This is a genomic window from Mesobacillus jeotgali (genome assembly GCF_014856545.2).
Classification (GTDB): Bacteria; Bacillota; Bacilli; order Bacillales; family Cytobacillaceae; genus Mesobacillus.
This window is the reverse complement of the sequence record NZ_CP109811.1, coordinates 2153328-2170096: the sequence shown is the minus strand read 5'-3', so window position 1 is coordinate 2170096 and position 16769 is coordinate 2153328. Positions and strand designations below refer to the sequence as shown.

Here is a 16769-nt window from a genome sequence, read left to right as displayed (position 1 = left end):
GGTTCTATTGGACAATGAATGCGGAACGGGTGTGTAACCATAAATTTATATTTGCGATGGGCCGGACAATTCTTGTCAGCCATCCATTGGCATCTCCTACCAAGCGTCCTATCCTTTGAAGTGCGGTCCCTGAACATTTGGACGTAACATCCTGGGGGATCTTTCCCTGGTTGGTCCTGATCATGATGGAGTTCAAACAGCCGATCCAATAATCCATTAATTGATGAAACCAACCGTGCCATCTTGAAAGAGTGGAATCTTCGGCAGCAACAATGTGGGTGGATGGGTTCGTAAGAACGTCTTCGATACATTCAGCCTCATAGCGTTTATAAGGAATCAATAAATCTGGAAGTTCATGATGGATGGTCTGACAATTGGTGCACTGCATTCTTCGGATGTTATATGTTTTACTCTGACCTGTATGATCCTTGGCTTTTCGATTCTTTGTACCTCTAACCAACATGTCTTTACCACAGCAAGGGGAAGGGATCCTCCCCGCACCCCTAACTAAAAACTCCAGTAAGAGTGTTTTCAATCAGCTGATAATCTGATACAATAACCATATACTTTTTTGTGGGACGTCTCCTGTATAACTGTTGGCGCAGTTATACATTATGGGGGACGTCTTTTCCTTTCTCCAGAATAAATGTCGAAATGTTTCGAATTATATACGGACATTATAATCGACTAATTCTGGACAGGCAATACCGTCAACTTTCGGAAATTTAAGGATGTCAAAAACAATTTACTCAGAAAAAGTGGGCCTGAGTAAATCAAAAGTTATTGCAAACGCTCTTTTAGATTTCCTAAAAGACTAAGACCAGGAGTTATCCTCCTGGTCAGTCTAATCAAAATCTATTAAGTCAGCAATTGCCTTTAGGTTCCTTTCTTTTGTTGTTAAATGTTCTTCCATTGACATTAAATAGGCAAAATATGTGTCTAGCGCTAATTTAGGGGATTCCATTAGCATTTTATGAAGAATTTCAACTCCAGCAGCAGCATATTCTTCAAAAATCAATATTTTTTCCTCAAATGTGTCTTCGTCAGTATTTATTACATTTACTTCACCAGAATCGGCTAAGGCTACAGCGTTTATTACTGCCTCATCAGTATCTTGGTTAAAGACATTCCAGTGTATTCCTTCTAAGCTACCTTTAAAAGGTACTCTCTTTTGATTTATAAAACCTATTAGGCCTGCAGCCATAAAAACATCCTTATAAGTTGAGAAAAACCCAAATTCATTACTATCGGTTAATTCACGATACATATCCTCTTGTTCTTTTGGTCTTCTTATCCTTCTGTTATACACCTTTTTTCACCTCTATGACCTCTGTATACTCATATGGTTTATCCTTGTTAATTCTTGGGTCATTATATTGTAGATTATATTCTTTTCCAATTAAGTTCTTCATTTGTTCTTCTACTTCACCTCTCCATTGAGAAGTAGAGACAATGACAACAACTTGATCGGCTAATTTATGAATACCCTTAGCAATCCTTTCCCTATGGTCAGAATCAAGAGCACCAAATGGAGAATCCATAACCAATGGATATATTCCACCATCTTCAAATGCATTTTTATTCTCTTTCTTATGTTGTTCACGTGCTATATCAACAATAGCGCCAATAAAACTTAGACTTGTAATTTGTCGCTCACCTTGAGACATGCCAACAACTTTATTATTTGCATTTAGTACATTCAATTCATAATTCTCATTTAAGTTAATTTTATAGTCTTTGCGTAAAAATTGAGAGTATACATTGGCTATTCTTTCCTGAAGATTAGATTTAACGATTTTTTCACGAACAGTATAAATCTCCTCCATTGCTTTTACTAAACTTTCACATACATCTATTCTTTTTTGAGCCAAATTGACTTTATCAGCCCTTTTCTCTATTTTCTCACGATCACTTCTAATCTTAGAAATTTCCATTTCTATTTTCTCTAATTGAGATTGGAGTTTACCAATTTCCCTATCTGTTTCACTCTTCTGGGTAATTAATTTTAAACGTGCATTTTCGATTTCAACTATTTCTTCGGAATCCTTTTCCGATAAGTTTGCACTAATCTCTTGTATCTCTTCATCAAGTTTTCTCTCTTGAGCCTTATAATTACTCTCTTCTTCTTTAAGCCTTTTCAAATCTTGAAACAGTTGTTTTCTACTTAAATCAAGAATCTTAACATCTGATTTGTAATTTGTAATTGCAGCATCCAAGCTTATTGGAGCAAGATAATTAAGTAGCTCTTCTACGTGAGCATAATGGGAAGAACCCTTTTCTAACTTCTCCCCGCAAATACAGTTTCCACTAGCTAAAAGTTCATTGATAAAACTTGAAGTTAATCCAGTAACTACCTTATTAGACCCACCATTATAATTATCTAATTTACTTTGAGCTTCTTGCATAGGCGAAAAGCTAAAAGCTAAATAGCCTTTTTTGCTCATTATGTCTGTAATTTCTTTTCTTTTGAATTTTAAATCATTACGAACACGAGCAAGTTCGTCATTTTTTTGATCTCTTCTTTCCTGTAAGTATTTCGCACCTTCAATTTGTTTCAATCTATTTTCTTTTTCCTTAATTTGCTTCTCAAGAATCTTAAGATTGTCATTTCGCTGTTTTAATTCTTCTTGTATTTTTTCCTTTTCATTTTCGAGTTTCATTTCTTGATCTATTAAATGAACTGTTTCGGCGTCACCAAATTTTTTCATTTCATCTAAGAATCTTCTTCTTGCAGTTTCAGTATGTTTTTTTGCCCTTTCAAGAACTTCAAGACCCATCATTGTTTTGATTGCATCTTTTATGTCATCCGTCCCTTCCTCTTTGGAAAGGTTATCAATTCTTTCTCCATCAAAAAAGAAATAAGAGCGTAGGTTCTCAGGAATAATTCTGTTAATTTCAATAGTTGGGTTTTGTATTGATTCACTTTGCCCATTATTTTTAAACTCTAAAATTGTTTCAGGTTCAGAAAGATACATTCCTGTATTCGTTTTATTAGCGTGAATCATTCGAGTAAGTATGTATTTTTTTTCGTTATCCGAAAATCTCAAGATCACCTTTGAGGTTACCACACCTCCTACAGATGCAGTTTCTAATGCATACTCATTAATAATATGTTCTGGATTAGGTAAGTCGAGTTTCTCGTATAGGCACCAGTTAAAAGCGTTTAAAAGGGCTGTTTTCCCTGAACCGTTTTCACCATGAATGACAGTTACATTTCTTGACGAGGATTGGGAAAACTCAATAACTTGCCGTCCAAAATACTGCCTGAAGTTTTCTAAAGTAATTGACTCCAATAACATTAATCGTTCACTCTTTCTTTTATAATATTAACAATATCACTAACAATCGTAGTTCCCTGAAGATTTTTTCTATGCAATAGCTCTTTTTCAGACTGCAATATTTCCCTAAGGATTAAAAGGTTTTCTTCAGGTAACTTAGAAAGAATGCCTTGTAACATTTCCTTTTCATTTTGCATGGATAACACTCCTTAATAGCTAAGTAAGTTATAGTTCTTTTTAATCTCATTTAAGACTTCGTGTGCTTCTGGTCCATTCAAAGCAAGATCAGCAAACTCAGTAAAACGATCCAGTTCACGTTTCAACATATTTCTTTCAATATTGAAAGTTTTTGCATCGAGAGTTTTTACATCACTTAAAGGCCGAGGTACCACAATAAAATCATGAATATAAGAGAACGATTTTAATGGATGTTTTCTCAGAACCCTTCCTCTTCTTTGGATGAATTCTCTGGGATTGGTACTACTTGCTAGGATGTATGCTGTCTGAGTTGCAGGCACGTCAACACCTTCATCTAGACATTTAATTGCCACTAAACCTTGCAAATTGCCATTTTCAAATCTTTGTAAGAGTTCCTGTCTCTCTTGTTTATCTTCTCTTGATGTAAAGGTATGAACGCTCATATCAAGCTCATTTCCTAAAGTCTTCACAACCCGATCAATTTGCCTTTCTCCATCAATAGAACTGTCTCCACAGTAAAATAAGTTATAGTTTGACATAGTTCTATTGACCATTAATTCTTTTAGCTTATGGATTTTGTTCCTAGCCCTACTTAAAATCCTTGCTCTTTCTATCAATAAATTTTTAATGAGTTCCTTACTAGCCGATGGTCCATCATCATTCATTACGCTATACTTTGCTATCTTATTCGTTATTTCATGATAAAGTTCTGCTTCATCTTGATCCAAGTAAACCAAATGTGGATAATAGTAATATTGTGTTAAGAATTCACCTATTGCTTTGTCTAAGCCAAACTGAAAAACCACTTTTGAGCCGAAATAATTGATAAGTTGTTCTGTAGCATCATCGTCATACCATCTATTTGGAGTTGCTGACAAAGCTAGTCTGTATGGGAACTCATCAATTAACTTCACTCTACTTTGTTCAGCCCCTAAATGGTGAGCCTCATCTGCTACAAAAAGAATATCTTTCGATAAGCGTCTTAAAAGCGCTTGCATTGTATCAGTCAGGTAAGTTTTATTAGTCGTTATTAAACAAAAATGATTAATAATACCGGATTGAAAAGCTGTAATATGATAATTTAAATCTTCTTCCCATAGAGTTTTCGAATGGTATGCTACTATTGGACTCATATTAAAAGCTTTTATATCTTTAACCCATTGGTCGACCAGATGGGTATAAGGACATACAATTACAATACCTAATCTTCCAGTATGTTCATATAACTTAGAAAGAGCCGATAGTGCTGTAATAGTCTTCCCAGTTCCGGTAGCCATTTCTAACAACCCTTGACATTCATTCCTGAACCAGCTGATAATGGCTTCTTTCTGATATTCCCTTACCTTTATGCGACTTGGTATTTTGGGATAAAATTCCAGTTGGTTTTTTTCCTTTACAACAAGAGTGGTATCTTGATTTTCGGTAGCCTCGGGGTCAACCTTATAATATGTATCCTTCTTAAAAGATAACAATTTATCTTTAAGAGCCTGATGAAACTCTATAACCTCTAAATTTTTTGTACTATTATCCCAAAGTGCATTAAAATCTCTTTCTTTTCTTTCCACCCTCATACTCTCAGAAGGATTCCAAGAACAAAAGACATCAATTGACTCAAAGTTATTAACTAATCCCCCAATGGTTTCATTTGAAGATCCGGTAAACGCAAGCTTATTTCCAAAATAATCTTCCATAAGACCTAATTTTTCATGGTAAATTCCCTGCTTGAGGTTCTTTAATACCGCAATCTTAATATCCAGTTGATTATTTGCAATCAACCATGCAAGATAATTTAATCTTTCCCTCTGTATCTCATTTTCGGGATGTTCTAACTGTCTGTTCAAAGCCTCTTCTATCATTTCGTCCCTTTGCTTATAGCCTTGTTCAATAGCTTCAATATCTGCTTTTTCAAGGTATGGAGAAGCGATAAGCTGGATTTTTCCCCCATTCTCAATCAACTCAGAAAAACCTTTAGCTGCTAAGGAAAGAGAATTAGAAGTAAAATAACCAACTGCTCTCTTATATGTTTTACTCGAGCTTAATACAGGTATGTAAAAATCTCGCACAACATTTATCTCTTCAACATCAGAACGATACTGATAAGAAATATTAAGACCTTGGAAATCCATTTTTATCGACCTTCCTAGGAATAAGTTTACAAAATTAGTTAATAACATTATACCATTAGAATTTTCTCAATAATAGGTGATAAATAGAGTACATACTAAGGGCTAACCTAATTGAATGATATTTTATTTACCGACCCTTTTAGAGAGATTCTTACCGGACTGTAATTGCTGTAAAATAAAAAAACTCCCATGACGGAAGTCTCTTAAATCCAATAATTAATCATTCTACTCAAATATTCAACTTATTATTTATCATGTCATTTAAAAAGTATCCTTGATAATCTTTAAGTTGATCAGAATGATACTTATAATTCTTCCAAAGAATCAAAACTGTAATTATTTGAAATAACATTACTAAGGAAGTAATGATTGTTAACCCCAGTTCTAATACGATTCCAGTTATAGAAGCTACAATGGTTAATAACATACTAAAGAAAAGAGTTCCTAAACTATGTATTAATGTTAATCTATCACGATATCTTTCCTTCATTTCTTTCCTTAATCCTTCTTCAAGTCTATTGATATTTTTATCCCAAATGTATTCAAAGTAATAATACTTTTCTTTATCATTTAGGGAGTTCCAATTTTTGAGATAAGGGAAATTTTCTACCTTTAAAATAATCTTGTTGATGTCAATTTTTATTATAGTCCATGACATAGCAAAATATAGTTCGTGAATCAAATAACCCAGTGGAACACCAATACTTCCTAATATAGCTGTAATACTTAATGATTTGACAGCTTCATTCTTTAAAAAATCTAAAACTTGTTCCTGATGTGTTACTGTATAAAGAGATAAGAGCCAAGCCATCAGTATCCACCCTGGGATACCCCATCTAATTATTTTATCCCCCGGCATTTTTCTCCCCCCTTATAATAAATGTAACTAATTTACATTGAATTATTAATAAGTCAAAATTCTTATTTTTGAAATTCTATAGAAAAAATGGAAAGCAATCTAATAGTTTATAGATTCTTTCCATTTTATAATTTCTAAAATAAATTAGGATACGCCACGCTGTATAGTTTCATTAAAGCCCTCCTAGCCGCTCTCCTCGCAATCCTTTTATCGCTCCCAATCCCAATAAAATCCTTATAAGGTGGTGCTTCCTGGCATATCGTCACGACTACTTTATAATGATCTTGATACTTAATGATTTCCATCTCAATCTCATCGTTATACTCATTTATGAATTGGGATACTTTTCGATCAATAATATCTACTGTCTGCATAGTTACCTCCAGTTGGATGGGAATCTACTGCTTCTTATTTTTTTGCATAGCCTTTATTTCTTCTGCTTCTTTTGTGGCGATGATAAGGTAATTTTGGTTTTCTTCTACTTCACTAATTTCCTGACTCAGTTCCAAGTATGTTATGCCGAATGCTGCGGCTAGTTTGTACAATGTATCAAGCGTTGGACTAGATACATTTCTTTCTAAATTGCTTATGTATTTTCGATCGAGCTTGCTTAATTCTGCTAAATCTTCTTGGCTTAGGAATTGTTTTTTGTGTAACATTTTTAGTTTGTGGCCGAATTCAATGGTCTGTTCTTCCAAGGCTGATACCCCTTTTTAAGACCATTAGACTCCTCTGGAAAAAGATTGACCACGCACTATAATGACCATTTGTTTCCTTTGCGCAACATTTATGTAGAATAACAAAAAAGCGACAATATATATTAACTGCCGCCCTCAATCCTAATAAGCTATTAAATTAATATCTGTGAATCCAGGTTGGAACTCGGTTAAGCCCCCAAGCATTTTATTTCGCCACTAAACTCTTCAAAACTAGGTTCAAGTTTTGTGGCCGTTCTGCTAGTCTTCTCATAAAATATCCATACCAGTCATGCCCATATGGTACGTAGGTACAAAAGGAATACCCTTCATTCACTAGTTCTAGCTGCATATCTGTTCGGAAACCATATAGCATTTGGAATTCAAAATTTTTTGTCGGAATATCGTTCTCAATCACAAATTGTTTTACTTCGTTAATAATATTATGGTCATGTGTCGCAATTGATGTGAAACCTGGATGTAGTAACCGTTTCTTGATAAGTTTCAAGTAATTCGCATCAATTTCTTCCTTTTTCTGCAGAGATACTTGGTCATTTTCCTTGTATGCGCCTTTTACGAGTCGCAGCCGCATATGCTTTAAATTTTCAATATCGTTTTCTGACCTGTAGAGATAGGCTTGAATAACTGTACCGATATTGTCGTATTCTACTTGCAACTGTTTTAATATATCAAACGTCATTTGAAGATGACTGTAATCTTCCATATCTATATTGACAAATACTCCGTATTCTTTTGCTGCTTTCATTATGTCCTGCATATTTTTCAGGCAAAATTCTTGATCAACATCTAATCCCAGTTGTGTTAATTTAATCGATAAATGTGCGTCTACGCCTGATTGTTTAATGGCTTGCAGTGTTTTAAGGACATTCTTTTTGGCTTCTATTGCTTCATGCTCATAACGTACAAATTCACCCAGATGGTCTACTGTTGCACTAATACCATGAGAGTTTAGATTCTTCACTGATTGTATCATTCCATCTGTATCAATTCCTGCAACAACCTTCCCCGCCCCGAGTTTAAATCCCCATTTTTTTGCACTAGCATTTAATAACTGATTTTTTGACAACGCTATGAAAAAATCTCTCGCTATAGCCACTGCACATTATCCTTTCTGTTTTTAATTGGGAAGCTTTCTTATATGTTTGATACCCTTTTCCCTTTTAGAATAACTTTTTTGGCGTTTGCTAAACTCTAGATTCACAAATGGTTACCATTAAGTAGAATGACTCCAGCAAAAAAAAGACAAGCCTATTAATTTAACCTGAGGCTTGCCCTTTCTATTTATCGCTGTTAAGTGAAAGAGTTGTTAGTGTGTGTGAAAATAATGTTCTTGAACAGAAAGGCGCAGTCGACTGCAAAAGAAATTCCTATTCTTGTTCGCTGATTTTTACTCTCCAAATCATATGGTCAAAATTTTTACCCCAATAATCCTTTAATAGAACAGCTGGTTCTCCAAATTTCTTTTTCCATATAAGTTGTGCACTTTTATATCCACTATCTAGGCAGAAGCCTTCTATACCGTTATTCCGTAATGTTTCATACATTGCCTCCAATAGTAAATTTCCTACTCCATTCCTCTGATAGTCAGGATGGACAAATACTGTACCTACCTCGACAAGTGCTTCAAAAGCATGATCTGAAACATTTCTTATGATTTCATTTGCTGGGCCAAATTCTATGGATCCAATAATTTTGTCACCATAGAATGCTATTAAAAAATATCTTTCCTTGCCATTGCTTTCAAAATCACTAGTTAAGTATTTTTTCTTCACTTCAATCTCTTCATTGATAACATTTAATTGATCACCAATACCTTCTTTAATGAATGTATCGATGATCACTGTTCTAAAAAAATCCTTCAACTGCTCAAGATCTGCAGTGGTTGGTCTTCTAATATTCACATGAAGCAATCAATCCGCCTCCAAACCGAGGGAGTTTATTTAATTTCACGGCAACAAACTCAAAACCGCAAAAAAGTGCATGATCGATCCGGCTAAAACAAACACATGCCATATCGCATGGTGGTAATGGAATCCGCGCCAGACGTAAAAGATGGCTCCAACTGTATACAAGACTCCTCCGATCACCAGGAACAGCAGTCCTTGTGATGATACATTCTGCGTCAGTGGTCCCCAGGCAAAGACGATCAGCCAGCCCATGACGACATATAACACGGTGGATGTGTGCAGGAAGCGTTTGACGAACAGGGATTTGAATACTGTTCCTGCGATGGAAAGGCCCCAGACGATTCCGAACAGTGTCCATCCTAATGCACCTTTTACAGCGATGAACAGAAATGGTGTGTAGGTGCCGGCAATGAAGAAATAGATGGATGAGTGGTCCATGATTTCAAAGAAGTCCTTTGCTTTGCCCGGCGGAAAGCTGTGGACAAGAGTTGATGATGTATATAACAGTACCATGGTCACCCCGAATAAGGTGAAACTCACGACATGCCATGTTGTTCCGTCCAGGGAAGCGAACACAATCAGGATGACAAGGGCTGCAATGCTTAATAATCCCCCGATGCCATGGATGATGGCGTTTGCGATTTCCTCTCTCTTTGTAAAAATATGTACATTGGCCATACTGTTGACTCCTTTGCTCTAAACCGTTTCTTCTATTATAGTAGACCATTAGTATATCACCTATGACGTTGATTGGTGAAAGGATATGGAGCCAGCTTTATTTAGATTGCTCTTTGCATGAAAAAAAGCAGAGAATTTAATCACCCTGCTTTCATTCAACTTCTTCTCCCCCGCCAAACACCCAACTGAAAAACAATCCCTGTATAGGTAACTAAAATTGATGAGGCAATGATGACTTGCTTATAGTTAGACCAGATAGTGAGAATGGTTTTTTGAAGATTGCCTGTAAGATGCAGATAGTAGGTATACACCAATAAGAAGGAAAGAAATAATAAGAATGCAAAACGGAGCATACGAAAGAAAGAGCTTTCTTCGAAAAAGGTTCTAGGATTTTTACTTCCTTTGTTGGAAAGCACTGTCTTAGCCATCAACCACACCCCCTTCTTCATATGCTTTAATATTCTTTCCCTACAGGCCAATTTCCTTTGCTTTCTTTAATAAAAACAAATTTGAACACGCCATTCCTTCGTACTATAATGAAGAAAACGATTCTAAGGGAGTTTGTATCTTGAGCAAACATAAGGTCTATACAATGAGTTTCGCAAGTGTCTATCCACATTACGTGAATAAGGCAGAAAGAAAAGGACGTACGAAGACAGAAGTTGATGAAATTATCACTTGGCTGACAGGGTACAGTCAGGAAGAGTTAGAAGCAATACTGGAAAAAAAGACAGACTTTGAGACCTTTTTTGCAGAAGCTCCTAACATGAATCCTTCGAGGGACTTGATCAAAGGCGTAATCTGCGGTGTCCGAGTTGAAAACATTGAAGAACCAACGATGAGGGAAATTCGCTATCTGGACAAGCTGATCGATGAACTGGCAAAAGGAAAAGCAATGGAAAAGATCTTACGAAAATAACAAGTAAATCAAGAAAACACTGACTTTTATAAAAAAGGTCGGTGTTTTTTGTTATGAACCTTATTGAATATAAACCCGTTTTAGCGAAATTCCACATACTATCTCAGATGCAGAAAATAATAGCTATGAGGTGATATTATGTTAATTCCTAAAATATTAATTTCCTTAAGTCTTTTTTACAACGTAGGGATTATGACTGCCAACAGCCAAATTACTGTACCTCCACCAAAATTAATAAAAAGTGCTTATACAAACATCCCCGAAATCAACAACTGGGTTACTGTACCAAAAGGAACTGAAGAACTAACCATTTATGTAGAAGCCGAAAATACAGAAACTGTTCTGTTTTGGCTTATACCTACTGGCACTCAGACATGGTGGGAAAGAACCCTTATTGGTTATGCAATAAACACAGAAAAAGAAGGAACTTTTAATAGTCCACATACATTTTCATTAACCTGGAAAATCGACAAGCCTTTTCTACATGATCATATAGAAGTACAGCTAATAGGCATGCATGAAACCACTCGGGGTGGAAGCCTTAACATTACCATGGAGAGAAAAGAATGATAGTTCGTCTTAGCAAATCTGTGCATAGCTGCCAATTGTAGTATTTTTCCATTTAGATTAAATGAGTAAGAAAGTTGTATTTTGAATAACCAATTTAACAATTGTTATTTAACGCAATCTTTGAAGATTCGTATTGCTTAAGCGATTTTTCAAATCCTATTAAAGCTGTATTGCTTTCCAAACAATCTACAATTTCTCTTGCACATTCAACCATTGAGTGAGTGTAAGTATTAACCTCTATATCATAAAATTCTTGGCTATGTACAAAATTAAGCTGAGAAATTGCTTGCCCTATTTGGCGGTCTCCTCTTAACTCTTCCCTTCTCTTTAACTCCTCGGCAGGACAATGAACTCCCACAAGAATAATTGGGTAAGATTTTAGCGTTTCATAAAAATTCTGTAATGTAATAGGGTCATGAAGAATTTGATCTAGAATTAAATTAACACCTCGATCTGAGAACATTGCCACATTTTTATAATAGAAATATTCTGTTTCTATAGGTATTAGCCTGTCGTTTTCCCTATCTTCCATCTTTTCTATCACTAAATCATAATCATCCACGCTAAAATCAAAAAAATCAGGAAGTAACTTTGTTAATTCCTTTGCTAAAGTTGATTTTCCTGAACTTGATACACCGTTTAGAACAATAATCATTCCTTTTTCCACAAAAACACGCTCCAATAACTCAGTTATAAATCCATACTCTTTAAAATTCAGCACCCATGTTTAGATTCCTGGATAAGGAAATAACTAAAGAGATCAAATTGTATTATAAGTTTTTTATTTTATTAAACTAAAGCACCTTATGTTTAAGTACGTTTTTTCACAAACTACTTCCAAACTTCGTTTAATTTATCCGAATAGAAATCAATTGCCTTTTTATAACTTAAGATTTTATCGTCTGTTGTTGTATCTATTAAGCATTTTAGTAGCAACTCCATCGCTTTATTATGCTCGTTTAAATTATATAAGGTCATCGAATAGAATACCTGAATTGCTCTATTGTTTGGAAAAGTTTCAATTCCATTTTGAAATGTCTTTTTAGACTTTTCATATTCCCCTAATGTTCTATATGTACTTCCTAATCCTATAAAAGCTCCTTCCAGTTCACTTGAATGCAACCCTAATTTGATTGCAGTTTCGTAAAAGGTTACTGCTTTAGATTCTTCTCCTAATAAATCATAACTCCAAGCACATTGATAATTAATCGAAGCATTTTCAGGGTACTTCTGTACCAGTTTCATAAGTAATTCGTTAGATTCTTTATGACTCCCACTTTTCCGTAGATCAATAGCATTTTCTAATTCTTGTTCCAACCTTTTCAACTCCAATACTATTTATGTATGTTCCACTATCCTGCTTCTTTAGTCGATCAAGGAATACTGCTTTCATTCTCAGCATTGACTGGAGCTCTTGCTCCCGTTAATACAGTAAATATTTATTTAAAGATTAATTCTTTTAAGAGTTTTTAATTTGAACATGGGGATTCCTTTTTTGTAACTCGTTTACAAATAAACTTATTTCTTTAGGTGATATCTGAATAGCCTCATACTTTCCGTAAAAGTTATTCTATTAAAGGGATGCAGCCTCATTAGTATTTTCTGAATGATTATAAATGTTTCTATTCCTAAAACATAAATAACTAACGAAGACAACCCAAACCCCAGCGAATTTAAACACATTTTCAACATCAATAATATCTGCAAATATCCCACCAATTATATTTGAAATTGGAATCACCATTACACTTATAGCCTGAATGGTGGCAGAAACCCTTCCTCGATATTCCTCGGGGATTAATAAAATAGTCACTGAATAAAGTGATATGCTTGCCAACGATAATGAAAAAGTCAGGAAAAAAAATATGGGTAATACAAACTGAATACTATTCATCCAGCCAAGTAATACAAAGAGAGTCCCAGTAATAAAATAGAAAACTACGATCTGCATTGAAGGTTTCATTTTTTTATTCACAAACCTGTTGGCAATGCCCGCAATAACCCCACCAATCAATCCCACAGCTTGAAGAATTCCATAAGCTTCGGCTCCTTCTTGAAGGTGATCGTTTATGTAAACGACATATAATGGTCCTACAAGAGATGCAACATTCATCATCATTGTGATCATTACAATTGTTCTCAATTTCTCGTGCTTATAGATTACTATTACTCCATCACGGATTTCCTGAATAATTGATTTAAGATTATTATTAAAACCTACTCCAATATCACTTTTATTTTTCCCTGTAAATTCTTTGAGGGGGATAAGCATTCCTAAAATAAATGCTGAAATAAAGAACGTAAGGGAGTTAAGATAAATCGCTCCTGTAATACCAAACATTAGAATCACAAACCCTGAAAGTGCGTTTCCAAGTAAACCTGACAATTGAGTTGAAGATGTACGATAACCATAAAGAGTTGAAACCTGTTTTTCATGAACCAAATTAGGAATGATTTTCGTTTCAGCAGGAGTTGTAAAAGCGTAGGATGCATCTCGTAAGAACATAATCACTAAAAGTAACGCCAATGCTTTCCAATCCGAGAATATTTGAATCCCGAAACCAAGAAACAGTAATAAAAATGCGTTAGTCAATAATGCAAAAGATAAAATCCGTATTGGATATTTGCTTCTGTCAACAAAAACTCCTGCAACTGGACCAATCAAGAAATTGGTTATGTGAATAAACGATCCAGCTATTGCAGTATAAAGAGCTGACCCACTTTGCTCGAATATATACCACATTACTAGAATGGGAAAAATAGAATTTCCTACTGTTGCAATAAAATCATTTGTAATCATAACAATTACATTACGAGTTGTTTTTTTGAAATTCCCCTCCATTAATCGAATAGTCCCTCCTTAAGAACACTTATAAAACAATCAATCTTAATTTTGAAATTATTTACATTTACGTTTTATATCAAGATAGGTTTCAGATTTTTGAAAAATTTTAACACCTGGATGTTCTATAGTGTTCAAACAAACTCTTCTTCAACATTACTCCCTCAATAAATGAAGCCAAAACGCCGATTTACTCATGTTTTCTTAGAATTTCATAGTCGTTTACCTTCCGGTAACTGGCTTTATAAATGGAGGATCTTCACTTGAAAGGATTTTTTTGGACAGAGTAAGAAAAAAGAGCTACAACCCACTAACCAGTTCCTTACAGAAAATGGTGGATGAGTAAAAATATAACCGCACTGGTGGATGTCCACATTTACTCATGGAGGTCAACCCTCCCATGCCTCACAGAGTCTTCGCTCTCAAATTCCTTCGTCCAACCTTTCCATGAGGTGGATGTCAGCCATGCTGCCCCACAGGGTCTTAGCCCGTAATTTAGTTGCTTTGCCGACTAATCCGTGCTTCAAATGTCTCCAAAATCTATAAAACCAGAACTACTATTCATCTAAACTAAAACAGAGTTACGCTGCCATTTCCGTCTTCTGGGCTAGTGCCAAATGAGGGATGTCCTTTAACATCTTTTCTTCATTAAACTCAAATTGCTTTTTACCAATACTAAAGAGGATCCGGATTAGTTTATTACACAAAGCGATCAGGGACTGCATCTTCTTTAATGGATTATCCGGACGTTGAGTATAGTACGCATGTAACGCCTTAAATGCCGTATTTTTGGCGACAAGAATCATACAAACCCTGAATAACAGGGCCCTTAGCTTCTTACGGCCCCTTTTTGTAATGGTCGTTTTTCCTTTGTGCTTACCCGATGTATTTTCTTTCAAGCTTAAACCGGCCAGCTTGATAATTTGCCTGGGATGATTATATTCGCCTAAATCTCCTACTTCAGCGAAGAAGCCGGCAATTGTATCCCTGCCCACACCTTTTATCGCTAACATTTGTTGTACACCTGGAATATCATTAAGCAGACCGTCAAGTCTTGCATCCAATTCTCCGAATTGTAACTGGATTAATTCATACTTAGCCAGAATGGTTTTTAGCTCAAGCCTGGCCATTTCAGCACCTTGTCGAAGTCCGATGGACTTACTGGCTGCCTGTTTTAACTCGCGAATCTTGTTTAATCCAACACTCCGTGATACGGATTTTCTCAAATGAACGAGTAGTTCTTCTTCGGTGAATACAGCTATTTCATGTGGCAAGGCATAGAGCTTTAAGAATTGTAAAGCAGCCTTACCTTCCCATTTCTTAAATACCTTGAGGAATTCCGGAAAATACCGGTCAATCCAGTTGTGTACCTGTCCTTGGACCGTTTGTAGGTCTTCAGTTAAAAGATCGCGAATTTTCTTTGCCACCCGGAGTTCTGCATAAACACCTTGCGGTATCGTAGGTTCTGCGTATCTTCCGTCCTTGACCAGCTGAGCTATGACCTTGGCATCTTTCACATCATTCTTCGTAGGTGAGTTATCATCCAACTCCTTGCTTTTCTTGACGTGCAAGGGGTTTACAGCGACAAATTTAATCCCGTTATCTTTTAAAATATGGGCCAAGTTAAACCAATAATGGCCTGTCGGCTCCATGCCAACCATCACTTTTTCCATACGCTGTTCTTTTTTAATTTCCGAAATCCATTTAAGAAAATGCTCAATTCCTTCTTTAGTATTTTCAAATTGACATGGAGATCCAAACTCTATTCCCCTAAAATCTTGAGCCCGTGCCACATGCTTGAATTTGGCAATATCGACTCCTATAATAAGAGTCTGAGAAGTTATTTGAGCAATCTTCTTATTCTGGTTATAATTCATTTTAAAGCCTCCTGGTATTTGAGATATCTGTCCTTTTTGCTGGCCAGCGTCAGGACTCTCTCATTCTACCAAGAGGTTATTTTTTTGTTCAAACACCATTTTCCTTCATTACAGGAATGCTGCTTCGTTTGTTGAATAAGGGATTCAACAAGCTAGTGCCTCATTATTTTATGGGAGAACGCTCCAGTAACTTGATTAATATTAATTATTCTTCTATATAATTCATTACGTTTTGAATGTAACTATCTAAAGGTTGTGAAGTATCTACAGTCAAACATTTATAATCAATAGGCTTTTTACTGTTATTAATAGTATATTTAAAAGCTTCCTCGGATTTTATCTCTTTTATTTGGCTTATCATTCTGGCACGGTTTTTTAATCTATTATTTATTTCATTTCGGTCATCAAGGTAACATTCCACATATTTGTATTTAACATTATATTTTTTTGATAATACTGTCCCTCTTTGAACCATTTCTTCATATAAACAAGGACTATCAAAAATTACTGCTTGTCCTTGTGATAAGTGAAATTCAATTAAAGACCAATCAATATTATATGAAATTTCACCAGCATGTTTTGCATCAATCGGTGATTCCTCAATCGAATTTAATAATGCAGACTTTATAATATCATGGTCAATGATAACTGCACCTGCTCTTATTGCGATTTGACGAGCAAGTGTAGACTTCCCCGAACCAGGGAACCCTGACATCTGAACAAAAAACATGATAATACCTTCCTTCAATAATTAAGTAACTGATTTCATTTCGGCATCAATGTCCATCCTTATTGCACT

The 16769-nt window shown here is 35.3% G+C and carries 19 protein-coding genes; 2 read left to right on the top strand and 17 right to left on the bottom strand.

The window, feature by feature from the left end:
* Window positions 1-4: 4 nt before the first annotated feature.
* From FOF60_RS10955 to FOF60_RS10900, 12 genes are all read right to left on the bottom strand, one after another.
* Window positions 5-535 (bottom strand): DUF6431 domain-containing protein, encoded by a 531-nt coding sequence (locus FOF60_RS10955; RefSeq protein WP_225650527.1) that lies wholly within the window; start codon window positions 533-535, stop codon window positions 5-7.
* A gap of 309 nt (window positions 536-844) precedes the next feature.
* Window positions 845-1309: a DNA phosphorothioation-associated protein 4 gene (locus FOF60_RS10950; RefSeq protein WP_192473722.1), complete on the bottom strand. Its 465-nt coding sequence runs from the start codon at window positions 1307-1309 to the stop codon at window positions 845-847.
* A complete protein-coding gene (locus tag FOF60_RS10945) occupies window positions 1302-3299 on the bottom strand; it encodes an AAA family ATPase (RefSeq protein WP_192473721.1) in 1998 nt (665 codons plus the stop codon). Before FOF60_RS10945 ends, FOF60_RS10950 begins: the two co-directional genes overlap by 8 nt.
* Window positions 3299-3475, bottom strand: coding sequence for a hypothetical protein (locus FOF60_RS10940; RefSeq protein WP_192473720.1), 177 nt, complete (start codon window positions 3473-3475; stop codon window positions 3299-3301). The genes FOF60_RS10945 and FOF60_RS10940 overlap by 1 nt, the downstream gene beginning before the upstream one ends.
* Window positions 3476-3487: 12 nt before the next feature.
* Window positions 3488-5602: a DEAD/DEAH box helicase family protein gene (locus FOF60_RS10935; RefSeq protein WP_192473719.1), complete on the bottom strand. Its 2115-nt coding sequence runs from the start codon at window positions 5600-5602 to the stop codon at window positions 3488-3490.
* Window positions 5603-5831: 229 nt separating this feature from the next.
* Entirely contained in the window at window positions 5832-6461 is a 630-nt protein-coding gene (locus FOF60_RS10930) for a BA5345 family protein (protein ID WP_192473718.1), read from the bottom strand.
* 134 nt (window positions 6462-6595) lie between these two features.
* Window positions 6596-6835, bottom strand: coding sequence for a hypothetical protein (locus tag FOF60_RS10925; RefSeq protein WP_192473717.1), 240 nt, complete (start codon window positions 6833-6835; stop codon window positions 6596-6598).
* Window positions 6836-6859: 24 nt separating this feature from the next.
* Entirely contained in the window at window positions 6860-7159 is a 300-nt protein-coding gene (locus FOF60_RS10920; RefSeq protein WP_192473716.1) for a helix-turn-helix domain-containing protein, read from the bottom strand.
* 205 nt (window positions 7160-7364) lie between these two features.
* Window positions 7365-8273: a proline dehydrogenase family protein gene (locus tag FOF60_RS10915; RefSeq protein ID WP_192473715.1), complete on the bottom strand. Its 909-nt coding sequence runs from the start codon at window positions 8271-8273 to the stop codon at window positions 7365-7367.
* Window positions 8274-8544: 271 nt separating this feature from the next.
* Window positions 8545-9087, bottom strand: a complete 543-nt coding sequence (locus FOF60_RS10910; protein WP_192473714.1) for a GNAT family N-acetyltransferase — start codon at window positions 9085-9087, stop codon at window positions 8545-8547.
* A 36-nt stretch (window positions 9088-9123) separates the two neighbouring features.
* Window positions 9124-9762 carry a PAQR family membrane homeostasis protein TrhA gene (gene trhA / locus FOF60_RS10905; protein ID WP_192473713.1) on the bottom strand — a complete coding sequence of 213 codons (639 nt, stop codon included), beginning with the start codon at window positions 9760-9762 and terminating at the stop codon, window positions 9124-9126.
* A 155-nt stretch (window positions 9763-9917) separates the two neighbouring features.
* Window positions 9918-10190, bottom strand: a complete 273-nt coding sequence (locus tag FOF60_RS10900; RefSeq protein ID WP_192473712.1) for a hypothetical protein — start codon at window positions 10188-10190, stop codon at window positions 9918-9920.
* 140 nt (window positions 10191-10330) lie between these two features.
* Here FOF60_RS10900 and FOF60_RS10895 point away from each other — a divergent pair, with 140 nt between their 5' ends.
* On the top strand, window positions 10331-10681 hold the full coding sequence (locus FOF60_RS10895; protein ID WP_192473711.1) for a DUF2200 domain-containing protein: 351 nt from the start codon (window positions 10331-10333) through the stop codon (window positions 10679-10681).
* Between the two features lie 138 nt (window positions 10682-10819).
* The gene (locus FOF60_RS10890; protein ID WP_225650508.1) at window positions 10820-11251 is read left to right on the top strand and encodes a hypothetical protein; all 432 of its coding nucleotides are present in this window, start codon (window positions 10820-10822) and stop codon (window positions 11249-11251) included.
* A gap of 94 nt (window positions 11252-11345) precedes the next feature.
* Here the strand turns inward: FOF60_RS10890 and FOF60_RS10885 are convergent, their stop codons facing one another.
* The 5 genes from FOF60_RS10885 to FOF60_RS10865 form a co-directional block, all read right to left on the bottom strand.
* Complete coding sequence (locus FOF60_RS10885) at window positions 11346-11918, bottom strand: chloramphenicol phosphotransferase CPT family protein (protein WP_192473710.1); 573 nt, start codon at window positions 11916-11918, stop codon at window positions 11346-11348.
* A 164-nt stretch (window positions 11919-12082) separates the two neighbouring features.
* The gene (locus FOF60_RS10880; RefSeq protein ID WP_192473709.1) at window positions 12083-12568 is read right to left on the bottom strand and encodes a tetratricopeptide repeat protein; all 486 of its coding nucleotides are present in this window, start codon (window positions 12566-12568) and stop codon (window positions 12083-12085) included.
* 256 nt (window positions 12569-12824) lie between these two features.
* On the bottom strand, window positions 12825-14093 hold the full coding sequence (locus tag FOF60_RS10875) for an MFS transporter (RefSeq protein ID WP_192473708.1): 1269 nt from the start codon (window positions 14091-14093) through the stop codon (window positions 12825-12827).
* A gap of 581 nt (window positions 14094-14674) precedes the next feature.
* Window positions 14675-15970 (bottom strand): IS110 family RNA-guided transposase, encoded by a 1296-nt coding sequence (locus tag FOF60_RS10870; RefSeq protein WP_192473839.1) that lies wholly within the window; start codon window positions 15968-15970, stop codon window positions 14675-14677.
* A 205-nt stretch (window positions 15971-16175) separates the two neighbouring features.
* Window positions 16176-16700: a P-loop nucleotide/nucleoside kinase family protein gene (locus FOF60_RS10865; RefSeq protein ID WP_192472477.1), complete on the bottom strand. Its 525-nt coding sequence runs from the start codon at window positions 16698-16700 to the stop codon at window positions 16176-16178.
* Window positions 16701-16769 lie beyond the last annotated feature (69 nt).

Excerpts from the sequence above, each read along its gene's own strand:
- FOF60_RS10945 (WP_192473721.1), bottom strand. The coding sequence starts at position 3,299 with ATGTTATTGGAGTCAATTACTTTAGAAAACTTCAGGCAGTATTTTGGA.
- FOF60_RS10940 (WP_192473720.1), bottom strand. The coding sequence starts at position 3,475 with ATGCAAAATGAAAAGGAAATGTTACAAGGCATTCTTTCTAAGTTACCT.
- FOF60_RS10935 (WP_192473719.1), bottom strand. The coding sequence starts at position 5,602 with ATGGATTTCCAAGGTCTTAATATTTCTTATCAGTATCGTTCTGATGTT.
- FOF60_RS10930 (WP_192473718.1), bottom strand. The coding sequence starts at position 6,461 with ATGCCGGGGGATAAAATAATTAGATGGGGTATCCCAGGGTGGATACTG.
- FOF60_RS10925 (WP_192473717.1), bottom strand. The coding sequence starts at position 6,835 with ATGCAGACAGTAGATATTATTGATCGAAAAGTATCCCAATTCATAAAT.
- trhA (WP_192473713.1), bottom strand. The coding sequence starts at position 9,762 with ATGGCCAATGTACATATTTTTACAAAGAGAGAGGAAATCGCAAACGCC.
- FOF60_RS10900 (WP_192473712.1), bottom strand. The coding sequence starts at position 10,190 with ATGGCTAAGACAGTGCTTTCCAACAAAGGAAGTAAAAATCCTAGAACC.
- FOF60_RS10890 (WP_225650508.1), top strand. The coding sequence starts at position 10,820 with ATGTTAATTCCTAAAATATTAATTTCCTTAAGTCTTTTTTACAACGTA.
- FOF60_RS10875 (WP_192473708.1), bottom strand. The coding sequence starts at position 14,093 with ATGGAGGGGAATTTCAAAAAAACAACTCGTAATGTAATTGTTATGATT.
- FOF60_RS10870 (WP_192473839.1), bottom strand. The coding sequence starts at position 15,970 with ATGAATTATAACCAGAATAAGAAGATTGCTCAAATAACTTCTCAGACT.
- FOF60_RS10865 (WP_192472477.1), bottom strand. The coding sequence starts at position 16,700 with ATGTTTTTTGTTCAGATGTCAGGGTTCCCTGGTTCGGGGAAGTCTACA.